General features: G+C 60.2%; 15 protein-coding genes. 13 read left to right on the top strand and 2 right to left on the bottom strand.

The features are described 5' to 3' along the window. Nucleotides 1–48 precede the first annotated feature (48 nt). From J3D60_RS00420 to J3D60_RS00395, 6 genes are all read left to right on the top strand, one after another. Nucleotides 49–1,716, top strand: coding sequence for a GMC family oxidoreductase (locus J3D60_RS00420; RefSeq protein ID WP_253488630.1), 1,668 nt, complete (start codon nucleotides 49–51; stop codon nucleotides 1,714–1,716). Nucleotides 1,717–1,829: 113 nt separating this feature from the next. Continuing rightward, nucleotides 1,830–3,452 (top strand): MFS transporter, encoded by a 1,623-nt coding sequence (locus tag J3D60_RS00415; RefSeq protein ID WP_253488628.1) that lies wholly within the window; start codon nucleotides 1,830–1,832, stop codon nucleotides 3,450–3,452. A gap of 229 nt (nucleotides 3,453–3,681) precedes the next feature. Continuing rightward, on the top strand, nucleotides 3,682–5,631 hold the full coding sequence (locus J3D60_RS00410; protein WP_253493929.1) for a DNA topoisomerase III: 1,950 nt from the start codon (nucleotides 3,682–3,684) through the stop codon (nucleotides 5,629–5,631). Nucleotides 5,632–5,750: 119 nt separating this feature from the next. Continuing rightward, nucleotides 5,751–6,191: a CBS domain-containing protein gene (locus J3D60_RS00405; protein WP_027603177.1), complete on the top strand. Its 441-nt coding sequence runs from the start codon at nucleotides 5,751–5,753 to the stop codon at nucleotides 6,189–6,191. 8 nt (nucleotides 6,192–6,199) lie between these two features. Continuing rightward, nucleotides 6,200–7,063, top strand: a complete 864-nt coding sequence (locus J3D60_RS00400; RefSeq protein WP_253488626.1) for an NAD-dependent protein deacetylase — start codon at nucleotides 6,200–6,202, stop codon at nucleotides 7,061–7,063. Nucleotides 7,064–7,527: 464 nt separating this feature from the next. After that, the gene (locus J3D60_RS00395) at nucleotides 7,528–7,857 is read left to right on the top strand and encodes a hypothetical protein (protein WP_016977362.1); all 330 of its coding nucleotides are present in this window, start codon (nucleotides 7,528–7,530) and stop codon (nucleotides 7,855–7,857) included. Nucleotides 7,858–7,919: 62 nt separating this feature from the next. Here J3D60_RS00395 and J3D60_RS00390 read toward each other — a convergent pair whose 3' ends face one another. Beyond that, on the bottom strand, nucleotides 7,920–8,825 hold the full coding sequence (locus tag J3D60_RS00390) for a LysR family transcriptional regulator (RefSeq protein WP_027603175.1): 906 nt from the start codon (nucleotides 8,823–8,825) through the stop codon (nucleotides 7,920–7,922). 133 nt (nucleotides 8,826–8,958) lie between these two features. Between J3D60_RS00390 and J3D60_RS00385 the strand changes: the two genes are divergently transcribed. From J3D60_RS00385 to J3D60_RS00370, 4 genes are all read left to right on the top strand, one after another. Then, nucleotides 8,959–9,657: a CoA transferase subunit A gene (locus J3D60_RS00385; RefSeq protein ID WP_032886653.1), complete on the top strand. Its 699-nt coding sequence runs from the start codon at nucleotides 8,959–8,961 to the stop codon at nucleotides 9,655–9,657. Between the two features lie 34 nt (nucleotides 9,658–9,691). After that, entirely contained in the window at nucleotides 9,692–10,351 is a 660-nt protein-coding gene (locus J3D60_RS00380) for a CoA transferase subunit B (RefSeq protein WP_032886654.1), read from the top strand. An 11-nt stretch (nucleotides 10,352–10,362) separates the two neighbouring features. Then, nucleotides 10,363–11,544 (top strand): acetyl-CoA C-acetyltransferase, encoded by a 1,182-nt coding sequence (locus J3D60_RS00375; RefSeq protein ID WP_065942134.1) that lies wholly within the window; start codon nucleotides 10,363–10,365, stop codon nucleotides 11,542–11,544. Nucleotides 11,545–11,920: 376 nt separating this feature from the next. Further along, the gene (locus J3D60_RS00370; protein WP_253488624.1) at nucleotides 11,921–12,715 is read left to right on the top strand and encodes a DUF4349 domain-containing protein; all 795 of its coding nucleotides are present in this window, start codon (nucleotides 11,921–11,923) and stop codon (nucleotides 12,713–12,715) included. Here J3D60_RS00370 and J3D60_RS00365 read toward each other — a convergent pair whose 3' ends face one another. Next, complete coding sequence (locus J3D60_RS00365; RefSeq protein WP_065942132.1) at nucleotides 12,716–13,801, bottom strand: DUF1615 domain-containing protein; 1,086 nt, start codon at nucleotides 13,799–13,801, stop codon at nucleotides 12,716–12,718. Nucleotides 13,802–13,945: 144 nt separating this feature from the next. Between J3D60_RS00365 and J3D60_RS00360 the strand changes: the two genes are divergently transcribed. The 3 genes from J3D60_RS00360 to J3D60_RS00350 all read left to right on the top strand — a co-directional run bounded on the left by J3D60_RS00360 (nucleotide 13,946) and on the right by J3D60_RS00350 (nucleotide 19,931). Beyond that, nucleotides 13,946–14,560, top strand: a complete 615-nt coding sequence (locus J3D60_RS00360; protein WP_253488617.1) for a LysE family translocator — start codon at nucleotides 13,946–13,948, stop codon at nucleotides 14,558–14,560. Between the two features lie 213 nt (nucleotides 14,561–14,773). Beyond that, on the top strand, nucleotides 14,774–19,516 hold the full coding sequence (locus J3D60_RS00355; protein ID WP_253493928.1) for an RHS repeat-associated core domain-containing protein: 4,743 nt from the start codon (nucleotides 14,774–14,776) through the stop codon (nucleotides 19,514–19,516). Nucleotide 19,517: 1 nt separating this feature from the next. Next, the gene (locus J3D60_RS00350) at nucleotides 19,518–19,931 is read left to right on the top strand and encodes a hypothetical protein (protein ID WP_253488615.1); all 414 of its coding nucleotides are present in this window, start codon (nucleotides 19,518–19,520) and stop codon (nucleotides 19,929–19,931) included. Nucleotides 19,932–19,937: the final 6 nt, after the last annotated feature.

The following is a 19,937-nucleotide window of genomic DNA, read 5'->3' as shown; positions in this document are numbered from 1 at the left end:
AACTAACAACTAGGATGGAGCCAATAAGAAAAACAAGCGAGACCTCAGATGCCCATTGCAGCTGCTGAATACGATTATGTGGTAGTAGGCGCCGGCCCCGCAGGCTGCCTGCTCGCCAATCGACTGTCCGCCAACCCTGCCCACCGCGTGCTGCTGCTTGAAGCCGGTGGCCGCGACAACTACCCCTGGATCCATATCCCCGTCGGCTACCTGTTCTGTATCGGTAACCCGCGCACCGACTGGTGCTTCAAGACCGAAGCACAGGAAGGCCTGCAAGGCCGTGCGCTGAGCTACCCACGGGGCAAGGTGCTCGGCGGCTGCTCGTCCATCAACGGCATGATCTACATGCGCGGCCAGGCCCAGGACTACGATGGCTGGGCGGCGGCAGGCAACGGTGGCTGGGCCTGGAAAGACGTGCTGCCACTGTTCAAGCAGAGCGAAAACCATTTTGCCGGCAGCTCGGAATTCCACAGTGACGGCGGCGAATGGCGAGTCGAGCAGCAGCGGCTGCATTGGCCGATCCTGGACGCCTTTCGGGACGCCGCAGCGCAAAGCGGCATTGCCACGATCAGCGACTTCAACCAGGGCGATAACGAAGGCTGCGGCTACTTCCAGGTCAACCAGAAGGCCGGGGTGCGCTGGAACGCGGCCAAGGCGTTTCTCAAGCCGATCCGCCAGCGGCCCAATCTCACCGTGCTGACCGAGGTCGAGGTAGACCGCGTGGTCCTGGAAAACGGCCGCGCCTCAGCCGTGATCGGCCGTCAAAACGGCCAGCACGTGAGCTGGAAGGCGCGCAAGGAAATCGTGCTGTGCGCCGGCTCCGTGGGCTCGCCGGGCATCCTGCAACGCTCGGGGATCGGCCCGTCCAGCGTGCTCAAGCCGCTGGGCATCGATGTGCGGCATGAACTGCCGGGCGTCGGCGGCAACCTGCAGGATCACCTGCAACTGCGGCTGATCTACAAGCTGGAAAACGCCCGCACCCTGAACCAGATCGCTGGTACCGTATGGGGCAAGATGGGCATGGGCCTGCGCTACCTGTATGACCGCAGCGGCCCGCTGTCGATGGCGCCCAGCCAGCTCGGCGCGTTTGCCCGCTCGGGCCCGGAACAGACCTCGGCCAACCTCGAATACCACGTACAGCCGCTGTCCCTGGAGCGCTTTGGTGAACCGCTGCATGGGTTCCCGGCGTTTACCGCCTCGGTCTGCGACCTGCGCCCGCAAAGCCGTGGCCGCATCGATATACGCTCGGCCAACCCGGCGGATGCGCCGCTGATCCGGCCCAACTACCTCAGCCACCCGGAGGACCTGCGGGTGGCCGCCGACGCGATTCGCCTGACCCGACGCATCGTCGCCGCACCGGCCCTGAGCCAGTTCAAGCCGGTGGAATACCTGCCGGGTGATTCGCTGCAAACCGAAGAGCAACTGCACGAAGCCGCTGCGCGTATCGGCACGACGATCTTCCATCCGGTCGGCACCTGCCGCATGGGCAGCGATAAAGACGCGGTGGTCGACGCCCAGTTGCGCGTGCATGGCGTGCCCGGCCTGCGTATCGCCGATGCCTCGGTCATGCCGCGCATTACCTCCGGCAATACCTGTTCACCCACGCTGATGATCGCGGAAAAAGCCGCGCAGCTGATCCTTTCGCCGAACACTGTAGGAGCGAGCTTGCTCGCGAAAAACGCAAAAGCGCCGCTGCCCTCCGGGTTTCCCGCGTAATTGTTGACAACGTTCGCGAGCAAGCTCGCTCCTGCAAGGAACTGAGAAATAGCGGCGCTGAGCCTGGCGCCGACAGTGGAACAACAATAAATAATCACTGTGAGGGCTTCCCGATGTCAGAACATGCTCAAACCCTGGGCTCGGCCACCAACGCGAGCACCGGTAACGAATCAAGAAAAGTCATCTTCGCCTCGTCCCTGGGGACGGTGTTCGAGTGGTATGACTTTTTCCTCTACGGCGCCCTGGCGGCGGTGATCAGCAAGCAGTTCTTTGCCGGGGTCAACGACACCACGGCGTTTATCTTTGCCTTGATGGCCTTCGCGGCCGGCTTTGTGGTGCGCCCGTTCGGTGCGCTGGTGTTCGGCCGCCTGGGCGACATGATCGGGCGCAAGTACACGTTCCTGGTGACCATCATCCTGATGGGCGTGGCAACCTTCTGCGTCGGCCTGCTGCCAACCTACGCCAGCATCGGCATCGCGGCGCCGATCATCCTGATCGTGCTGCGCATGCTGCAAGGCCTGGCATTGGGCGGCGAGTATGGCGGTGCGGCCACCTATGTGGCCGAACATGCGCCGGCCGGCAAACGCGGCCTCAACACCAGCTGGATTCAATCCACCGCGACCCTGGGCTTGTTGCTGTCGTTGCTGGTGGTACTGGCATGCCGGTACTTCACCGGCGATCAGTTCGAAGTCTGGGGCTGGCGTATTCCGTTCCTGTTTTCCATTGTGCTGCTGGGTATTTCCACTTGGATCCGCATGAGCCTGCACGAGTCGCCGGCATTCCTGAAAATGAAAGAGGAAGGCAAGGCCAGCAAGGCGCCGATCCGTGAGTCCTTCGGTAAATGGGAAAACCTCAAGGTGGTGCTGATCGCGCTGTTCAGCATCAACGGTGGGCAAGCGGTGACGTTCTACGCGTCACAGTTCTATGTGCTGTTTTTCCTCACGCAGTTCCTGAAGATGGACCCGGCCCTGGCCAATATGCTGCTGATCATCAGCGTGGTGATTGGCGCGCCGTTCTTCGTCTTCTTTGGCTGGCTGTCGGACAAGGTCGGGCGCAAGCCGGTGCTGATGCTCGGCCTGCTGCTGGCCACCGCACTGTACTTCCCGATCTTCAAAGGCCTGGCGCACTACACCAACCCGGCGATGGACCAGGCCAGCCGCCAGGCACCGATCACCGTATTGGCTGACCCGGCGACCTGCACCTTCCAGTTCGACCCGGTGGGCAAGGCGAAATTTGACAGCCCCTGCGACAAGGTCAAGACCTTCCTGGTCAAGCAAGGCCTGCCCTACAGCAGCGCCGCCGCCCCGGCCGGCAGCCCGGTGCAGGTCAGCGTGGGTGAAGTGCGCATCGACGGCTTCGACGAGGCAGCGCTGCGCGGTGCAGTGACCCTGGCCGGTTACCCGACTTCTGCGGATGTGGCCCAGGTCAACAAGGTCATGGTGGTAGTGCTGATCGTGGTGCTGATCCTGATCGCCGCCATGTGCTATGGCCCGCTGGCGGCGCTGATGGTGGAGCTGTTTCCAACGCGTATTCGCTACACCTCGATGTCCCTGCCCTACCACATCGGTAACGGCTGGTTTGGCGGGTTCCTGCCGACCGTGTCGTTTGCGCTGGTGGTGTACACCGGGGATATCTTCTATGGCTTGTGGTACCCGGTGGTGGTGACGGGAGTGAGCCTGATTGTCGGATTGTTTTGCCTTAAAGAAACGCGGCATGTGGATCTCGACAACAATTAAACCGATCGCCTGAACACAGGAGATCCCTTGTGGGAGGGGGCTTGCTCCCGATAGCGGTGGTTCAGTCACAGTTGCGTTGACTGATATGGCGCTATCGGGAGCAAGCCCCCTCCCACATTTATTTCCGCAACGCTTACACGAATTGCTGTACATCCATACAGATAATAGTTGCTCAAATTCCTCTGACTGAGCATCCTGCAAAGCATCAACCCGATCTGATGTGATGACCATGCGGCTGTACCTCTGTGAAAAACCCTCCCAGGCCAAGGACATTGCGGCCGTGCTCGGCGCCAGTCGCCGCGGCGACGGTTGCTGGTTGGGCAATGGGGTCACCGTCACCTGGTGCATCGGCCACCTGCTGGAAACCGCGCCGCCCGACGCCTACGACGCCAAATACAAACGCTGGGTACTGGCCGACCTGCCGATCGTCCCGGAAAAATGGAAGATGCTGGTCAAGCCCAAGACCGCCAGCCAGTTCAAGGCCGTCAAGCGCCTGCTGGGGGAAGCCCAGGAACTGGTGATCGCCACCGACGCCGACCGTGAAGGCGAGATGATCGCCCGCGAACTGGTCGAGCATTGCCGCTATCGCGGGCCGATCCAGCGGTTATGGCTGTCGGCGCTGGACGATGCCTCCATCCGCAAGGCCCTGGCGGCGCTCAAGCCCGGCGCCGAAACCTTCAGCCTGTACCACTCGGCCCTGGGCCGCTCCCGCGCCGACTGGCTGATCGGCATGAACATGAGTCGCCTGTTTACCCTGCTGGGGCGTCAATCCGGCTATCAGGGCGTGCTGCCGGTGGGCCGGGTGCAAACACCGACCTTGCGCCTGGTGGTGGACCGCGACCGCAGCATCGCCGACTTCGTGCCCGTGGCGTACTGGGCCATTGATGTGGACCTGCGCCACCAATCCATGACGTTTACCGCACAATGGCGCGCGACCGAGGATGCCTGTGACGACCAGGGTCGCTGCCTTAACCCGCAGCTGGCCCGGGACGCTGCCGACGCCATGAGCAACGCCGCCGGCGCACGCCTGATCAAGCTGCGCACCGAACGCATGCGCGAGGTGGCCCCCCTGCCTTTCGACCTCGGCACCCTGCAGGAAATCTGCTCGAAGAAGCTCGGCCTCGGCGCCCAGGAAACCCTGGATATCGCCCAATCCCTCTACGAAACCCACAAGGTCATCACCTACCCCCGCAGTGACTGTGGTTACCTGCCATTGAGCCAGCACAGCGAGGCGCCGAAGATTCTCGCCGCATTGGGCCGTGGGGATGCGGCAGTCAATGAGCTGATGCCGCATATCGATCCCCAGCGCCGCTCACGGGCCTGGAACGATGCCAAGGTCAGCGCGCACCACGGCATCATTCCGACCGGTGCCGGCAAGGACGTCGGCCAACTCACCGGCAAGCACCGTGCGGTCTACACCTTGATTCGCGCGCGTTACCTGGCGCAGTTCCTGCCCAACCATGAATACGATCGCACCCAGGCGGATTTCGACTGTGCGGGCCAGGCGTTGCGTGCGGTGGGCAAAGTGGTGATCGAACCGGGCTGGAAACGTGCCTTGCCCGAAGCCCTGGCACCGGCAAAGGGCCGTGAAGCACCGGCACCCCAGGCCTTGCCGACACTGGTGCAGGGCCAGGATTACGCCGTGGCCAAGGTCAACCTCAAGGACCTGTGGACCCAACCACCCAAGCCCTTTACCGAAGGTGACCTGATCAAGGCGATGAAAAACGTCGCCAAGCTGGTGGAAGACCCGCTGCTCAAGCAAAAGCTCAAGGACACCACCGGCATCGGCACCGAAGCCACCCGTGCGGGGATTATCCAGGGGTTGCTCGACCGCGGTTACCTGGTGAAGAACGGCAAGGCGCTGTCGGCCACCCCGGCAGCCTTCAGCCTGATCGACGCGGTGCCCCGCGCTATCGCCGACCCCGGCACCACCGCGATCTGGGAGCAGGCGTTGGACATGGTGCAAAGCGGTGAGATGAGCCTGGAAGAATTCGTCGCCAAGCAGGCGGCGTGGATGAGCAAGCAAGTGGCGCGTTGCAACGGCATGCGCATGACCATCACCGGGCCGGCCAGCCCGGCAGGCCGAGGTGCTGCGCCGTGGAAAAAGAAGCGCAAGGCGGCCCCTCGCAAGACCGCCACTGGCCCAGAGCGCGCCAGCAAACCGAAAAAAACCGGGTGAAAGGCAAAAAAAACCGGCGAATGACGTTTTTCGACGGGTTTAACGCCGCATTGGACCTTGCCCCGGCGAGTGCCGTCTAGGATTCTGTAGGGGATAACAACAACACCGGAGTGGCCGCCATGAAAACCGTCGCACAATTGCTCAAAGCCAAGGACCAGAAAAACCAGGACGTCCACACCATCCAATGGGACCACACTGTGTTTGAGGCGCTGGTGCGGATGTCGGAGAAAAACGTCGGCGCCTTGCCGGTGGTCAAGGAAGGCACGGTGGTGGGGATCATCAGCGAACGCGATTACGCACGCAAAATAATGCTCAAGGGCCTGTCGTCGGTCACTACAAAGGTCCATGAGGTCATGAGCTCGCCGGTGATCACCGTCGATACCCATAAAAGTGTCGAAGCGTGCATGAACATCATGACCGACAGTCACCTGCGCCACCTGCCGGTGGTCGAAGACGGCAAACTGCTGGGCCTGCTCTCCATCGGTGACCTGGTCAAGGAAGCCATCGCAGAACAGGCAGACCTGATCAAGCAGTTGGAGCAGTACATCCGCGGCGAATAGGGGACCCCATGCTCGACACCCTGAAACATCAACAGGACCACCTCGACACCCTGCACCGCGCCATGGCCGAACGGCGCTTCCTGGTATTGACCGGTGCGGGCATCAGCACGTCGTCGGGAATCCCCGACTACCGCGACAGCGAAGGCGTGCGCCGGGGCAAGGCGCCGATGATGTACCAGGAGTTCCTCGCCACCGCTCAGGCGCGGCGCCGCTATTGGGCACGGGCGATGCTGGGATGGCCGAGGGTACGTATCGCCCAGCCGAACAACGCTCACAGGGCACTGGCGACCTTGCAACAACGCCAGCACATCAGCGGCCTGATCACGCAAAACGTCGACACCTTGCATGACCAGGCCGGCAGCCATGACGTGATTGAATTGCACGGCAGCCTGCACCGAGTGCTGTGCCTGGATTGCCAGTTGCACAGCACGCGCGACCTGATCCAGCGCCAGATGGAAATCGATAACCCATACCTGGCGCAAGTCCATGCGGTACAGGCGCCTGATGGTGACACCCTGCTTGATCCCGCGTTTGAAGAGCGCTTCCAGGTCCCCCGCTGCCCCCATTGTCAGGGGGAGCGACTGAAACCGGACGTGGTGTTTTTTGGCGAGAACGTCGCACCGGCGACGGCAGCCAGGGCGATGGCGGCGGTAGCGCATGCCGAGGGGCTGCTGGTGGTGGGTTCATCGCTGATGGCTTACTCCGCATTTCGCCTGTGCAAGGCAATGGTCGAACAGGGCAAACCGGTGATCGCCATCAACCTGGGCAAGACCCGGGGTGATGAGTTGTTGCAGGTAAAGATCGAAACCTCGTGCGAACAGCTTCTGCCCTTGTTGGCAGACCGCCTGCAGTCAACCCCTTCTCAGCCATAGCGACCGTCCAGCGCAAAAAATGACGCTCAAGTCACGCATTTGCCGTATCTCCCCATAGCCACGACGAATTATGTAGTGATCAAAAATAATCACTACATAATCGTTGACGTAGCCTTTTTGTCCTTGCATGATCTAGACGTCTCCCGGATCGGGAGCGTTGGTAACAAGCGTTTTGAACAAGCTCGTCTGACCGCCGAGCTGTTTTTTCCGGATGTGCACTGCCCACAAGGCAGATTGATGAAGCTGACCGACCCGTAAGGATCGGTACAAGGCGCTCAAATGCGGCTTGTCTTCGTTATGAAACCATTGCGTAGCAGTTCATCAGCAAGACTACATGCATCAGGTTCAAGACCCTGCCCGTATTCGGCAGACCGTCACTGACGCCCGGTTTTCCAAGCCGGAGACAACTAAGCAGTTTTAACGGAATCAACTGATAGATCGCCAACTGGTCAAGGGGCTTACACATGAATCTGAACAACCAACCAACTATCGATGAATTGGCTGAGATGTTCGCAGCGCAGAAAGACACACTCGATGACCATATCCTGTGGATTGGCAAGTCGGGCGAAGTGCAAATCGACTGCCTGGCGCCCCACACCGAAGAAGCCGAGTTCGACCGCAATAACCGTGAGCTGGCGGCGCGCCTGAAGATGTACCGCCGTGGCCAGGGTTATGTCGGCAAGAAGGCCGCGGCCGATCGCAACTTTATCGAGCAAGTATTCCACACACTTAATACCGAATGGCAGAACCTCAAAGGCCAATCGCACGTTAAAGTGATTGATAGATACTGCTGATAACAGTGCACCTTTAAATTTAAGCCCGCTGGTTTATTCGAGCGGGCTTTTTAATACCTGTTTTATAACACCGCCGGAAACCTGCCCTTCCCCGCCTCATCCCGAAAAATATCAAACAACACCTGCGCCGCCGCTGACAGTTCATGCCCAGGCTTGGTCAGCACGCCAATCGGCCGCTCGATCACCGGATCGGTCAAAGTGATGCAATGCGCCCCCGCCTCCTGCATCTGCTGCGCACACAAGGCGGGTACGGCGCTGACACCCAGGCCGCTGGCGACCATCTTGCCCACGGTTGCCAATTGATGGCTTTCCAAGGCCACCGGCAACTTCATCTTCAAGGCCCCCAGGTGCTCCTCCAGCATCACCCGCACCGTGGAAGGCCGCTGCAACGTGATAAACGGATGCTCCAGCAAGGTTTTCCAGTCGACCTCGGCACACTGTGCCAGCAGTGAATCACCGGGCACCACCGCAATGAAGCGGTCCAGGTACAACGGCGTAAAGGCCAGCGACGAGCCTTCCGAGGGTTCAAACGCCACTCCCAGTTCCACATGGCGGTCGCGAACCATCTCCAGCACTTGCTCGTTGATCAAGTCATGCACCGTCACGTTCACCTGGGGGTAACGGGCGCGGAATATCTTCAGGATCGGCGGCAGCAGGTTGCCGGCAAACGACGGCATCGCCGCCACGGTCACCCGCCCGCGTTGCAGGGTGAACAGCTGACGCAGCTCGTCCTCGGCATTGTCCCAATCGGCCATCAGCCGACGGGCCAGGGGCAGCAGGGATTCGCCCTCGGGCGTGAGCGCCACGTTGCGCGTATTGCGGCTGAACAAGCGGCCGCCCAGCCCTTCCTCCAAGCCTTTGATGGTCAGGCTCAACGCCGATTGAGAGAGGTGCAGGCGCTCGCAGGCGGCGGCAAAACTCAGGCTTTGGGCCACGGCCAGAAAGGCACGCATCTGTTTAACGGTCATGGCGCTACTCCGGGCGGCGGGTCGACTATGCTGTTTTCTAAATCAATCAACCTTAAAAAACAACTTAACAAATCAATCCGCCGGCGCAACACTCGATTCATTGGCTGGCCCACAAACAATAAAAGAGGTGCATATGGCAGGTTTCGATAAGCGCGTGGCGTCCTACGAGGAAGCACTGGCAGGCCTGGAAGACGGCATGACCGTGCTCTCCGGTGGTTTCGGCCTGTGCGGCATTCCGGAAAACCTCATCAATGAGATCAAGCGCAAAGGCACCCGTGACCTCACCGTGGTTTCCAATAACTGCGGCGTCGACGGCTTTGGCCTGGGCGTGCTGCTGGAAGAAAAGCAGATCAGCAAGGTGATCGCTTCCTACGTCGGTGAGAACGCCCTGTTCGAGAAGCAGTTGCTCAGCGGCGAAATCGAAGTGGTCCTCACCCCCCAAGGCACCCTGGCGGAAAAAATGCGCGCAGGCGGCGCCGGTATCCCCGCCTTCTTCACCGCCACCGGCGTCGGTACTCCGGTGGCCGAAGGCAAGGAAACCCGCGAATTCAACGGTCGCCCGTACCTGATGGAAGAATCCATCACCGGCGACTTCGCCATCGTCAAAGGCTGGAAAGCCGACCACTTCGGCAACGTCATCTATCGCCACACCGCCCAGAACTTCAACCCGCTGGCCGCCACCGCCGGCAAGATCACCGTGGTCGAAGTCGAGGAAATCGTCGAACCGGGCGAGCTGGACCCGGCGCAGATCCACACCCCTGGCATCTACGTCGACCGGATCATCTGCGGCACGTTCGAGAAGCGCATCGAACAGCGCACCGTGCGCAAATAATCCGCTCCCAGCCCGAACAATAAGGACTCCTAAAATGGCTCTTACCCGCGAACAAATGGCTCAACGCGTCGCCCGCGAAATGCAGGACGGTTTCTACGTCAACCTGGGCATCGGCATTCCGACCCTGGTGGCCAACTACATCCCCGAAGGCATGGAAGTCATGCTGCAATCGGAGAACGGCCTGCTCGGCATGGGCCCGTTTCCTACCGAAGAAACCATCGATGCCGACATGATCAACGCCGGCAAACAGACCGTGACGGCGCGCATCGGCGCCTCGATCTTCTCCTCCGCCGAATCCTTCGCGATGATTCGCGGCGGCCACGTCGACCTCACCGTGCTCGGCGCCTTTGAAGTGGACGTACACGGCAACATCGCCTCGTGGATGATCCCCGGCAAACTGGTCAAGGGCATGGGCGGCGCCATGGACCTGGTGGCCGGTGCGGAAAACATCATCGTGATCATGACCCACGCCTCCAAGGACGGTGAGTCCAAGTTGCTCAGCCAATGCAGCCTGCCGCTGACCGGCGCCAATTGCATCAAGCGCGTACTGACGGACCTGGCGTACCTGGAAATCGAAAATGGCGCTTTTGTCCTCAAGGAACGCGCACCTGGCGTCAGCGTTGAAGAGATTGTGAGCAAGACCGCCGGTAAACTGATCGTCCCGGACCACGTTCCAGAAATGCACTTCCAGTGAGGACAGATTCCATGCAAGACGTCGTGATTGTTGCTGCCACCCGCACCGCCGTGGGCAGCTTTCAAGGTTCACTGGCCACCATTCCGGCACCGGAGCTGGGCGCCGCCGTGATCCGTCGCCTGCTGGAGCAGACCGGTCTGGACCCGGCCGAAGTGGATGAAGTCATCCTCGGCCAGGTACTCACCGCGGGTTCCGGCCAGAACCCCGCACGCCAGGCCTCGATCCTCGCCGGCCTGCCCCACGCCGTGCCGAGCCTGACCCTGAACAAGGTCTGCGGCTCGGGCCTGAAAGCCCTGCACCTGGGCGCCCAGGCCATCCGTTGCGGTGACGCCGAGGTCATCATCGCCGGCGGCATGGAGAACATGAGCCTGGCACCCTACGTACTGCCTGCTGCGCGCACGGGCTTGCGCATGGGCCACGCCAAGATGATCGACAGCATGATCACCGACGGCCTCTGGGATGCGTTCAACGACTATCACATGGGCATCACCGCCGAGAACCTCGTGGACAAATACGGCATCAGCCGTGAAGCCCAGGATGCTTTCGCCGCCGCGTCCCAGCAGAAAGCCACCGCCGCCATCGAGGCCGGGCGTTTTGTCGACGAAATCACACCGATCCTGATTCCCCAGCGCAAGGGCGACCCGATTGCCTTCGCCGTCGATGAGCAACCTCGCGCCGGCACCACCGCCGAATCCCTGGCCAAGCTCAAGCCGGCGTTCAAGAAAGACGGCAGCGTCACCGCCGGTAATGCTTCCAGCCTGAATGACGGCGCCGCTGCGGTGCTGCTGATGAGTGCCGACAAGGCCAAGGCCCTCGGCTTGCCGGTATTGGCCCGTATCGCGAGCTACGCCAACGCGGGCGTCGACCCAGCAATCATGGGCATCGGCCCGGTCTCAGCCACCCGCCGCTGCCTGGACAAAGCCGGTTGGAGCCTGGCCGACCTGGACCTGATCGAAGCCAACGAAGCCTTTGCCGCGCAATCCCTGGCGGTAGGTAAAGAGCTGGAGTGGGATGCGGACAAGGTCAATGTCAACGGCGGCGCCATCGCCATCGGCCACCCCATCGGCGCCTCAGGCTGCCGCGTGCTGGTCACCCTGCTGCACGAAATGATCAGGCGCGATGCCAGGAAAGGCCTGGCGACCCTGTGCATCGGTGGCGGCCAGGGCGTAGCCCTGGCCCTCGAACGCAGCTGATAAACGAGCAACACGGAAAAGGCCCGGCTCCACGAAAAGCCAGGCCTTTTCTTTATGCGGTTTCCCTGAACAAACACAGTCCAAATGTGGGGGCTTGCCCCCGATGAGCATGGGTATCAACACAACTTTGTCTAAACGCTGCCTCCCCCGGCAGAAAGGGCTTTTGTGGCGAGCGGGCTTGTCCCGCGTTGGGCTGCGAAGCAGCCCCAAAACCAGCCTCTACAGAGTGTCTGATACACCGCGTTCTTCTTTAGGCGCACGGTAATCCACTCCGCGACCACCATCAGCCCTGTAAATCCTGCACGATACTTTGCGTTAATTCGCCGGACCCGCTTTAATCGCCGCCAATGTCCCCCGCACACCTCAAGGAACTGCAATGCGCCATCCGGACGGCAACCTTCAATCGCTTCGCGCGCCCCTGTTGATCCTGTTGGCCGGCCTGGCCCTGGTCGGCTGTTCACCCAAGGACCACTCCCGCGCCACGGTGATCAATGGCGAACAAGGCCGGGCCGGTGCGCAACTGGCCTATGAGCACGAACTGACCCTGGCCCTGCCCGGCGCCCTGCTCGCGCCGCGCATGCAGGCCACACGCGAGGCCTGTGAGTCGGCGCGGTTTGGCGTGTGCAATATCCTTGGCATCACCGAAGACAGCAACGGCGGCGAGATCATCCTGCGGATCGCGCCCAACGGGGTCGAACCGATGGTCGCCATGGCCGCTGAAGGCGGCAAACTCGGCCAGCGCATCACCACCGCCGAAGACCTGGCCGACGCGGTCGCCGATGTGCGTCGCCGCCAGGATCGCCTGCAAGCCCAGCAACAGCGCCTCGATGAACTGGCCAAGCGCAAGGACATCAGCATCAGCGACCTGATCGCCCTGAGCAAGGAGCAGGCGGGCATTGAAAACGAACTGCAGGAACTCGCCCAGGTTGCCGCCGGCCAGCAGCGTCGCCTGGATACCAACCGCGTCACCCTCAACTTCCGCTCTTCCGACGGCGCCAACCAACCGTCACGCTTCAGCCGGATGTTCAGCAACCTGGGGACCAACCTGGTGGACGGCACCGCAGACGCCCTGGAACGCGCCAGCTATGTGCTGCCGTTCGTGATCCTGGCGTTTCCGGTGGTGTGGTTGTGGGTGTGGCTGTGGCGCAAATTTGTCCGGCGCCGCAGCTGATCAGCGCTTCATGCAGCGCTGGTATCGCTCATCCACGCGCTTGGCAAACCACGCCGTGGTCAGGTTGCGGGTGATCTTCGGGCTTTTGAGCACGATGCCCGGCAGGATCGAACGGGGCATCGGCTTGCCGGCGGCCTGGTCGGCCAGGGCAAACACGCGCTTGTAGAGGGCGGTGTCTTCAAAATCCAGCTGTTCGCCCTGTTCCAGCTGGCTGCGAATGCTGGGGTTGCGCATGTCCAGCTTCGCGCCCAATGAGCGCACCGCCAGTTCGGTGGTGCCGGGCAGCAATGAGCCGTAGCGAATCAAATCCCCGTCCAGCGCCAACTCAGTGCCCGACGCGCGGCTGACCGCCGCCTGGAACGCCGCATTACGGCTGGCGTACCAACCCGCATTGAAGTCGGCAAAGCGGTACAGCGGCTGGTCATAGCTCACCGGGTAACCGAGCAAATGGGCGATACCGAAGTACATGCCGCCGCGCCGGGTGAAGACTTCCCGACGAATCGTGCCATCCACCGTGTAGGGATAACCCCGCGCCTGTTTCTGGGCGAAGTCGATACTGACCTGCATGGGACCGGCGGTGTGCACCGGATTGAAACCGCCAAACAGGGTGTTGCCCAGAGGCACCACGCTGATGAAGTCATCGAAGATGCCACTCAGGTCCTTCTCCGTGCGCGCGGCACTCAAGCGGTCGGCATAGGACTTGCCGGTGGGCGAGCGCAGTTGCAGGGCGCTGCGCACCACAAAAGCGGGCACATGCACCTTGGCGGCACGGCGCAGGATTTCATCCTGGGCGATCTTGCCCATGTTGGGCACGGGCGGGTCGACCTGATAGGTGGACTCCTGCTCGGTCACCGCCAATACGGCACAGATATTCTCGGTACTGGGGTAGATCTTTTGAGTGTCAAAGGCGGTGTAGATGTCCTGGGCCCAGCCGTTGCGGTCTGGAACCTTCGCCGGGAGCAAACGCACGATCTCGGCCTTCACCTCGGCTTCGCTGCGCGCTGGTTGCTGCGGGCCGCGTGACGTGGAACAGCCGGCCAGCACCACCAATGAGGTGAGGCAGAGGATCAGGCAGCGTGGGGACATGGGGCTTCCTTGAGGACGATGGGCCAGGCGTTGCGGATATGGACCGGTAAGTCTAACGCGGGTTCGACGATTCGCCTTCTCGCCAGCCGAGGCCGAACGTGACAGGATCTGTCATCCCTCATTCGTACACGGAGTTTGAATGCCATGCTCAGCCTGAACTTCCTCGTCACCTGCCTGATTGTCGTACTGATCCCCGGCACCGGCGTGATCTTTACCGTGTCCACAGGCCTCACCGCTGGCAAGCGCGCGAGTGTGTTCGCCGCGCTGGGTTGTACGGCCGGTATCCTCCCGCACTTGCTGGCATCCGTGCTCGGCCTTTCCGCACTGCTGCATACCAGCGCGCTGGCCTTCGAAGTCCTGAAATACGCTGGCGTCGCCTATCTGCTGTATCTGGCGTACGCCACCTGGCGTGATCGCTCGGCCTTCGCCATGAATGACGCACCGGCAGTCGCCACCGCGTGCAGTTTGATGCTGCGCGGTTTCCTGCTGAATATTCTCAACCCCAAACTGACCATTTTCTTCCTGGCCTTCCTGCCACAGTTCGTCACACCCGGCAGCACGGCACCCGCCGTGCAAATGCTGGTGCTGAGCGCGGTGTTCATGGCAATGACATTTGCAGTGTTTGTGATCTACGGCCTGCTGGCCAACGGGTTTCGCCGCGCGGTAATCGAGTCGCCGCGGGTGCAGAACTGGCTGCGCCGCAGTTTTGCGGCGGCGTTTGCAGGGCTGGGGTTGAACCTGGCGTTCGCGCAGCGCTGAAGGCTTTTTGATACGTCGCCAAAAAGGGACGATAGCCGCTGAAAGCTCCCACGTAACGGCAAGATAAGCTCTACAGCCCCAACCTGAAAACCGCTGCAAAGTCCCTCGCCTGAATACACAGTGCGAGGGATTGCAGATGGTGGTTTTCGTTAAAGCCCTGGTTGAAGGGGCGGCCTCTTGAACCCGGCCATTGGCAGGCTGGCCCTGACCCCGATGGATGTGAAGACGGTCGACGTTGAAAGCGTCTTCCGTGACTTTCGCGAATGCCTGAATACGTTCGATGACTGGGCGCAAAGCTTCTGGCGCTTCTCGGCGCTGGAGGTCGAGCAGGTCTTCAAGGTCGGCGATGAGGTGGCGCTGGTCGCTCCGATCAATCGCTCAATCATCCCCAGCAGCACCGTCGCCACGTGCCCGGCCAATGGCACCCTGACGCTGGTGCATATGTTCCAAAGCACGCGCTTCGTGCCCATCGGCAACACGCCGGTGATGCTGCAGCGCGTCGATCCCAATGGCGGCCCATTGGGCGAGCCGATCCACAAGACCATCGGCCCCAGCGGCCTTCTCGAAATCACCGAGTGTGATCGCAACCAGCCGTACCGAATCAGTTTCTACCCCAACGTTTCCAGGGATCACGTCCAGGCGCTGTATGGGTCTTATCAGTCGGTGATCGCGGGGTTGGAGGCGCGCCTGCGTGAAGAGTGGGCCCGCACTTTCCAGGATCAGTGGAAAGACTATGCCGAAGCCAAGCCCCTCGATCGGCGCCGAATGCTGGAAGCAGCGTTTTTCAGCGGCCTTGGAAAAGCCCTCTTCAATTTGTGGGACAGCGTTACGCAGCTGTATGACCTGCTGGCGGACCTCAAGCCCAACAGCGAAAAGCTGTTGGCCTACCTCTCCCAGGCCGAACTCGATGAACTGCTGAAGCTCGGCAACGACACGATTGCCAATGGTTTGCTGGTGCTCAGCGATGAGCAGCTTTTGTTTATCTACCTGTCGGCGATGGTCAGTTGGATGCGCCTGCTGCCACCGCCGCAGATGAATGAACTGTGGGGTGAGATCACTGGCGAGATCCTGATCAATTTGCTGTTGATTCGTGTATTGGGGGCGATGGGGGTGGCGGCGCGGCTGGGGGCCCAAGTGCTGAGCGCTATCAAATCCAAGCGCGCGCGGGAGTTATTGGAGTTGCTGGCCAGGCAGCTTGTAGAGCCGGGGTTGGCGCCGCATGTCGAAGCGGTGAAGCCTTTGCTGCTCGGTGGCCCGGCGACAGCGATCAAGACCGTACCGGCTGTGCCGTTGAAGGCGGGGGAGCATGTGGTTTCGAACCCCGTGCCGGCGGTTCGCAACAAGACACAGAAGACCGTGTTGGTCAGGCAGGAGCCTGTCGATGATGTGCCGGTTTCAGGGAAGAACCCGAACGGGGATGCGGCGGCTTCTTCGGATAAGACCGTCACCAACGGCTGCCCGGTGTCGATGGTTACCGGGGAGGAATTGCTCACCCTCACCGACGGCACGTTGGATGGGATCTTGCCATTCGAGTGGACGCGGTTGTACCGCACCAGTGCGGTGGAAGTGGATGGCGGGTTGGGGTTTGGCTGGAGTCATTCGCTGGCGCATCGGCTTGCGGTGTCGGGCGATTCGGTGGTGTGGACGGACCATGAGAACCGCTCGATTGAGTTTCCACTGCCGACTGTTGCTCGACCTGCAATCACCAATAGTTTGGCCGAAGCGGCGATCTATTTAGGGTCTTCGCCGGATGAACTGGTGCTGGCCCAGGCATCACGGTTCTATCACTTTCGCGACGGTGTGCTGGTCTCCATCAGCGATGCGTACGACAACCGGCTGCGGATTTCTCGGGATTTTCTGGGGCGGATTGAGCGGCTGGATAACGGTGTCGGGCGTTCGCTGTTCCTGCGCTATGCGTTCGGCCACATCGTGGCGGTGGACTATCAGGTTCAGCGTGCCAAGGGGTATGAACCCTTCGAGTGGGTGACCGAGCAGAACGTTGTTTCCTACGCCTATGACGACCTGGGACGACTGGTCTCGGCGACCAATGCGGTAGGCGAAAGCGAGGTTTATCGCTACGACGATCAGCACGTGATTCTTGAGCGCGGACTGGCCGGTGGGGCGAGTTTCTTCTGGGAATGGGAACGGGCTGGCAAGGCCGCGCGATGTGTCCGGCATTGGGCCAGTTTTTCCCAGATGGATACGCGGTATGCCTGGGGGGATGACGGCCGGGTCACGCTGCATAACGCCGATGGCAGTCAGGAAGTGTACGTCCATGACGACCGGGCGCGACTGGTGCAGCGGATTGATCCGGACGGTGCGCAGCACTTCAAATCCTACGATGCCAAAGGCCGGCTGACGGTTGAGCAGGATCCGCTGGGGGCGGTGACGGCGTATCAGTATGACGAAGCCGGACGCTTGGTGGCGTTGTTTCCGGGGGATGATGAGCCGACGTCCTACGAGCATGACAACGGGTTCGTACGGGTTGTAAGGCGGGGTCTGGCGGTCTGGAAGTACGAGCGTAACGACCAGGGCGATGTCATCCGCAAGACCGATCCCGATGGTCATGTTACGGATTACAGCTACGACCAATACGGGCAACTGGTTGGGGTTTGGTACCCGGATCACAGTTGTCAGCGGCTGGTGTGGAATGAGCGCGGACAGTTGCTTGAAGAGCAACTGCCCAATGGCGGGATCAAGCGTTATCGCTATGACGATCTTGGCCGGCAGGTGGCGCGAGAGGATGAGCATGGCGCGCTGACCCAGTATCAGTGGGACAGCGTGGGTCGGTTGGTTCGCGTCGTATTACCAGGCGGTGCATGTCGGGAATACAGCTACAACCCCTACGGAAAAATCACCGCCGAACGCGACGAACTGGGCCACGTCACCCGCTACGAATACGCCGACGGGTTGCACCTGATCAGTCGGCGCATCAACGCTGATGGCACTCAGGTCAACTACCGCTACGACAACGTGCGGTTACTGCTGACCGAGATCGAAAACGAGGTCGGCGAGACCTACCGACTTGATTACCACACCAATGGCCTGATCCAGCAGGAAGTCGGCTTTGACGGGCAGCGCACCGCCTACGTCTACGACCTCAACGGCAACCTGCAGGAAAAGACCGAATACGGTGACGACGGCAGTCAGCTCGTTACTCGCTACGAGCGCGATCACGCCGGACGCCTCGTACGAAAAACCCTGCCCGATGGCAGTCTTGTTGAATATGCCTACGACCGCCAGGGCAACCTCCTCAGCGTCGACGACGGCCACTGGGCGCTGGCCTACGAATACGACCGCCAAAACCGCCTCACCGCCGAACATCAGGGCTGGGGCACCTTGCGCTACGGCTACGACGCCTGCGGCCAGGTTCAACACCTGCGCCTGCCCGATAACAACCGGCTGGTTTTTAATCACGCGAAAGGCGGCCACCTCGCCACCGTCGAATTAAACGGCGCGCTGCTGACCTCTCATCTGTTCAAAGCCGGCCAGGAACACCAACGCCAACAAGGCCAACTCCTCAGCCACTACCACTACGACGACCAACACCGCCTGCACGCCCACGCAATCACCCAGCAACAAGACCTCCTCTACCAACGCCAATACGACTACGACAAAACCGGCAACCTCACCCACCTGCTCGACACGTGCAAAGGCGAACACCACTACCACTACGACCCCTTAGGCCGCCTCACCCGCGCAGACCACTCCCAAGACCTGCAGGAACGCTTCGGCCACACCCCGGCCGGCAACCTGCTGATGCAAGATCGCCCCGGCCCCGACATCGTTGCCGGCAACCGCCTGATGATCCAGGGCGACCGCCACTACGACTATGACGCCTTCGGCAACCTCATCCGCGAGCGGCGTGGCAAAGGCCATCAACTCGTCACCGAATACCGCTACGACTGCCAGCACCGGCTGATCGCCATCACCCAACCCAACGGCCAAACCGCGAGCTATCGCTACGACCCGTTTGGGCGGCGCATCAGCAAAACCGTGGACGGCCTAACGACGGAGTTTTTCTGGCAAGGCGACAGGCTGATTGCCGAACACCATGCGGATCGCCACCGCAGCTATCTCTACGAACCCGATAGTTTTAGGCCACTCGCCCTGCTGGAAGGATTCGGCCCAAAAGATACCAAGCCCTACCACTACCAACTCGACCACCTCGGCACGCCACAGGAACTGACAGACCCAGAAGGCGAAATCGTCTGGTCCGCCCACTACCGCGCCTACGGCCAGATCAGCCGACTCGACAAAGGCACAATCGACAACCCGCTACGTTTTCAGGGTCAGTACTTTGATCAGGAAAGCGGACTGCACTACAACCGTCATCGCTACTACAATCCGGATATTGGGTGTTACCTGACGCCTGACCCGGTGAAGTTGGCGGGTGGAATTAATGCCTACCAGTACGTGCCCAATCCGACAGGTTGGGTTGATCCATTAGGACTGAACGCTGATTGCCCTGGTGGCAACAATTGTAAGTCTGTAGCTATCCCTGATGACCCGTTGACAAATGCAACGGTTAAAAAATCCGAACCTGAACTGCCAAAAGCAAACGATGAAGAGGACTATTTATTTCGTGGGGATAAAAGACACCATGATGAAATATTTAAATATGGTTTCAAGAGCAAAGGAGAAAGCAATGACCTTTACCTGCACGCACTAGACAGCAACGACCCACCAAGCAACTTTATAAGCACCTCTCCCTCCAGGCTCACCGGCATAGATTTCGCAACAAGCTACGGAACAAGGAAAGGTTACTTGTACATTTTAAAAAACATACCCGGACATGATGTCAATTTAGAACTAGGAAAAATGACTCCTTTTTCAAACGAAAAAGAATTTGCCATTCACCATAAAATACATCCAGAGGATATTTTAGGTGTAACACCTTTAAAACGTGACGGAAGCTATGTAGGGTATTCAATTCCAAATCCGAACAGGAAATAAAATGGACACGCAAATAATAAAGGTGCTCATAGATAACCAGAAGACTGAGGTAATGGTAAGGTACGACCTAGAAAAACTTACAATGACATTCTCCGAAGCTGAAAACTTCAAAAAAACCTACCACGGGAAAGACATATATGTTTGTCTGGCAAACATCAGAGCCGACTTCCCTCATATTACGTTTCTCTGTAAGGGTGCAAAAATAAACGTCACACCCTCAAGAATGGCATCTCAAATGAGTGCTGGGCTTGTTGCATATGAATTGACATTGGAAAAACAAGCAACTCGAGAGGACATTGTTCACATATTTGATTATGAAGAACATAACCTCACTAACGACCCACAAGAACAGATCAATTTTTATAAGATTTGGCTGGCATCCTTAGGAGCGCAAGACTATGAGAATTTTAACTAAGTATCT

The organism is Pseudomonas sp. S3E17 (genome assembly GCF_024168685.1).
GTDB classification, from domain to species: domain Bacteria; phylum Pseudomonadota; class Gammaproteobacteria; order Pseudomonadales; family Pseudomonadaceae; genus Aquipseudomonas; species Aquipseudomonas marginalis.
Note: the sequence above shows the minus strand (reverse complement) of the source record. Positions and strands in the feature narration are given on the sequence as shown.

Coding starts and splice junctions, on each gene's coding strand:
- J3D60_RS00355 (WP_253493928.1), top strand. CDS start 14,774: ATGGATGTGAAGACGGTCGACGTTGAAAGCGTCTTCCGTGACTTTCGC.
- J3D60_RS00395 (WP_016977362.1), top strand. CDS start 7,528: ATGAATCTGAACAACCAACCAACTATCGATGAATTGGCTGAGATGTTC.
- J3D60_RS00360 (WP_253488617.1), top strand. CDS start 13,946: ATGCTCAGCCTGAACTTCCTCGTCACCTGCCTGATTGTCGTACTGATC.
- J3D60_RS00385 (WP_032886653.1), top strand. CDS start 8,959: ATGGCAGGTTTCGATAAGCGCGTGGCGTCCTACGAGGAAGCACTGGCA.
- J3D60_RS00420 (WP_253488630.1), top strand. CDS start 49: ATGCCCATTGCAGCTGCTGAATACGATTATGTGGTAGTAGGCGCCGGC.
- J3D60_RS00405 (WP_027603177.1), top strand. CDS start 5,751: ATGAAAACCGTCGCACAATTGCTCAAAGCCAAGGACCAGAAAAACCAG.
- J3D60_RS00350 (WP_253488615.1), top strand. CDS start 19,518: ATGGACACGCAAATAATAAAGGTGCTCATAGATAACCAGAAGACTGAG.
- J3D60_RS00415 (WP_253488628.1), top strand. CDS start 1,830: ATGTCAGAACATGCTCAAACCCTGGGCTCGGCCACCAACGCGAGCACC.
- J3D60_RS00390 (WP_027603175.1), bottom strand. CDS start 8,825: ATGACCGTTAAACAGATGCGTGCCTTTCTGGCCGTGGCCCAAAGCCTG.
- J3D60_RS00365 (WP_065942132.1), bottom strand. CDS start 13,801: ATGTCCCCACGCTGCCTGATCCTCTGCCTCACCTCATTGGTGGTGCTG.
- J3D60_RS00410 (WP_253493929.1), top strand. CDS start 3,682: ATGCGGCTGTACCTCTGTGAAAAACCCTCCCAGGCCAAGGACATTGCG.
- J3D60_RS00375 (WP_065942134.1), top strand. CDS start 10,363: ATGCAAGACGTCGTGATTGTTGCTGCCACCCGCACCGCCGTGGGCAGC.
- J3D60_RS00400 (WP_253488626.1), top strand. CDS start 6,200: ATGCTCGACACCCTGAAACATCAACAGGACCACCTCGACACCCTGCAC.
- J3D60_RS00380 (WP_032886654.1), top strand. CDS start 9,692: ATGGCTCTTACCCGCGAACAAATGGCTCAACGCGTCGCCCGCGAAATG.
- J3D60_RS00370 (WP_253488624.1), top strand. CDS start 11,921: ATGCGCCATCCGGACGGCAACCTTCAATCGCTTCGCGCGCCCCTGTTG.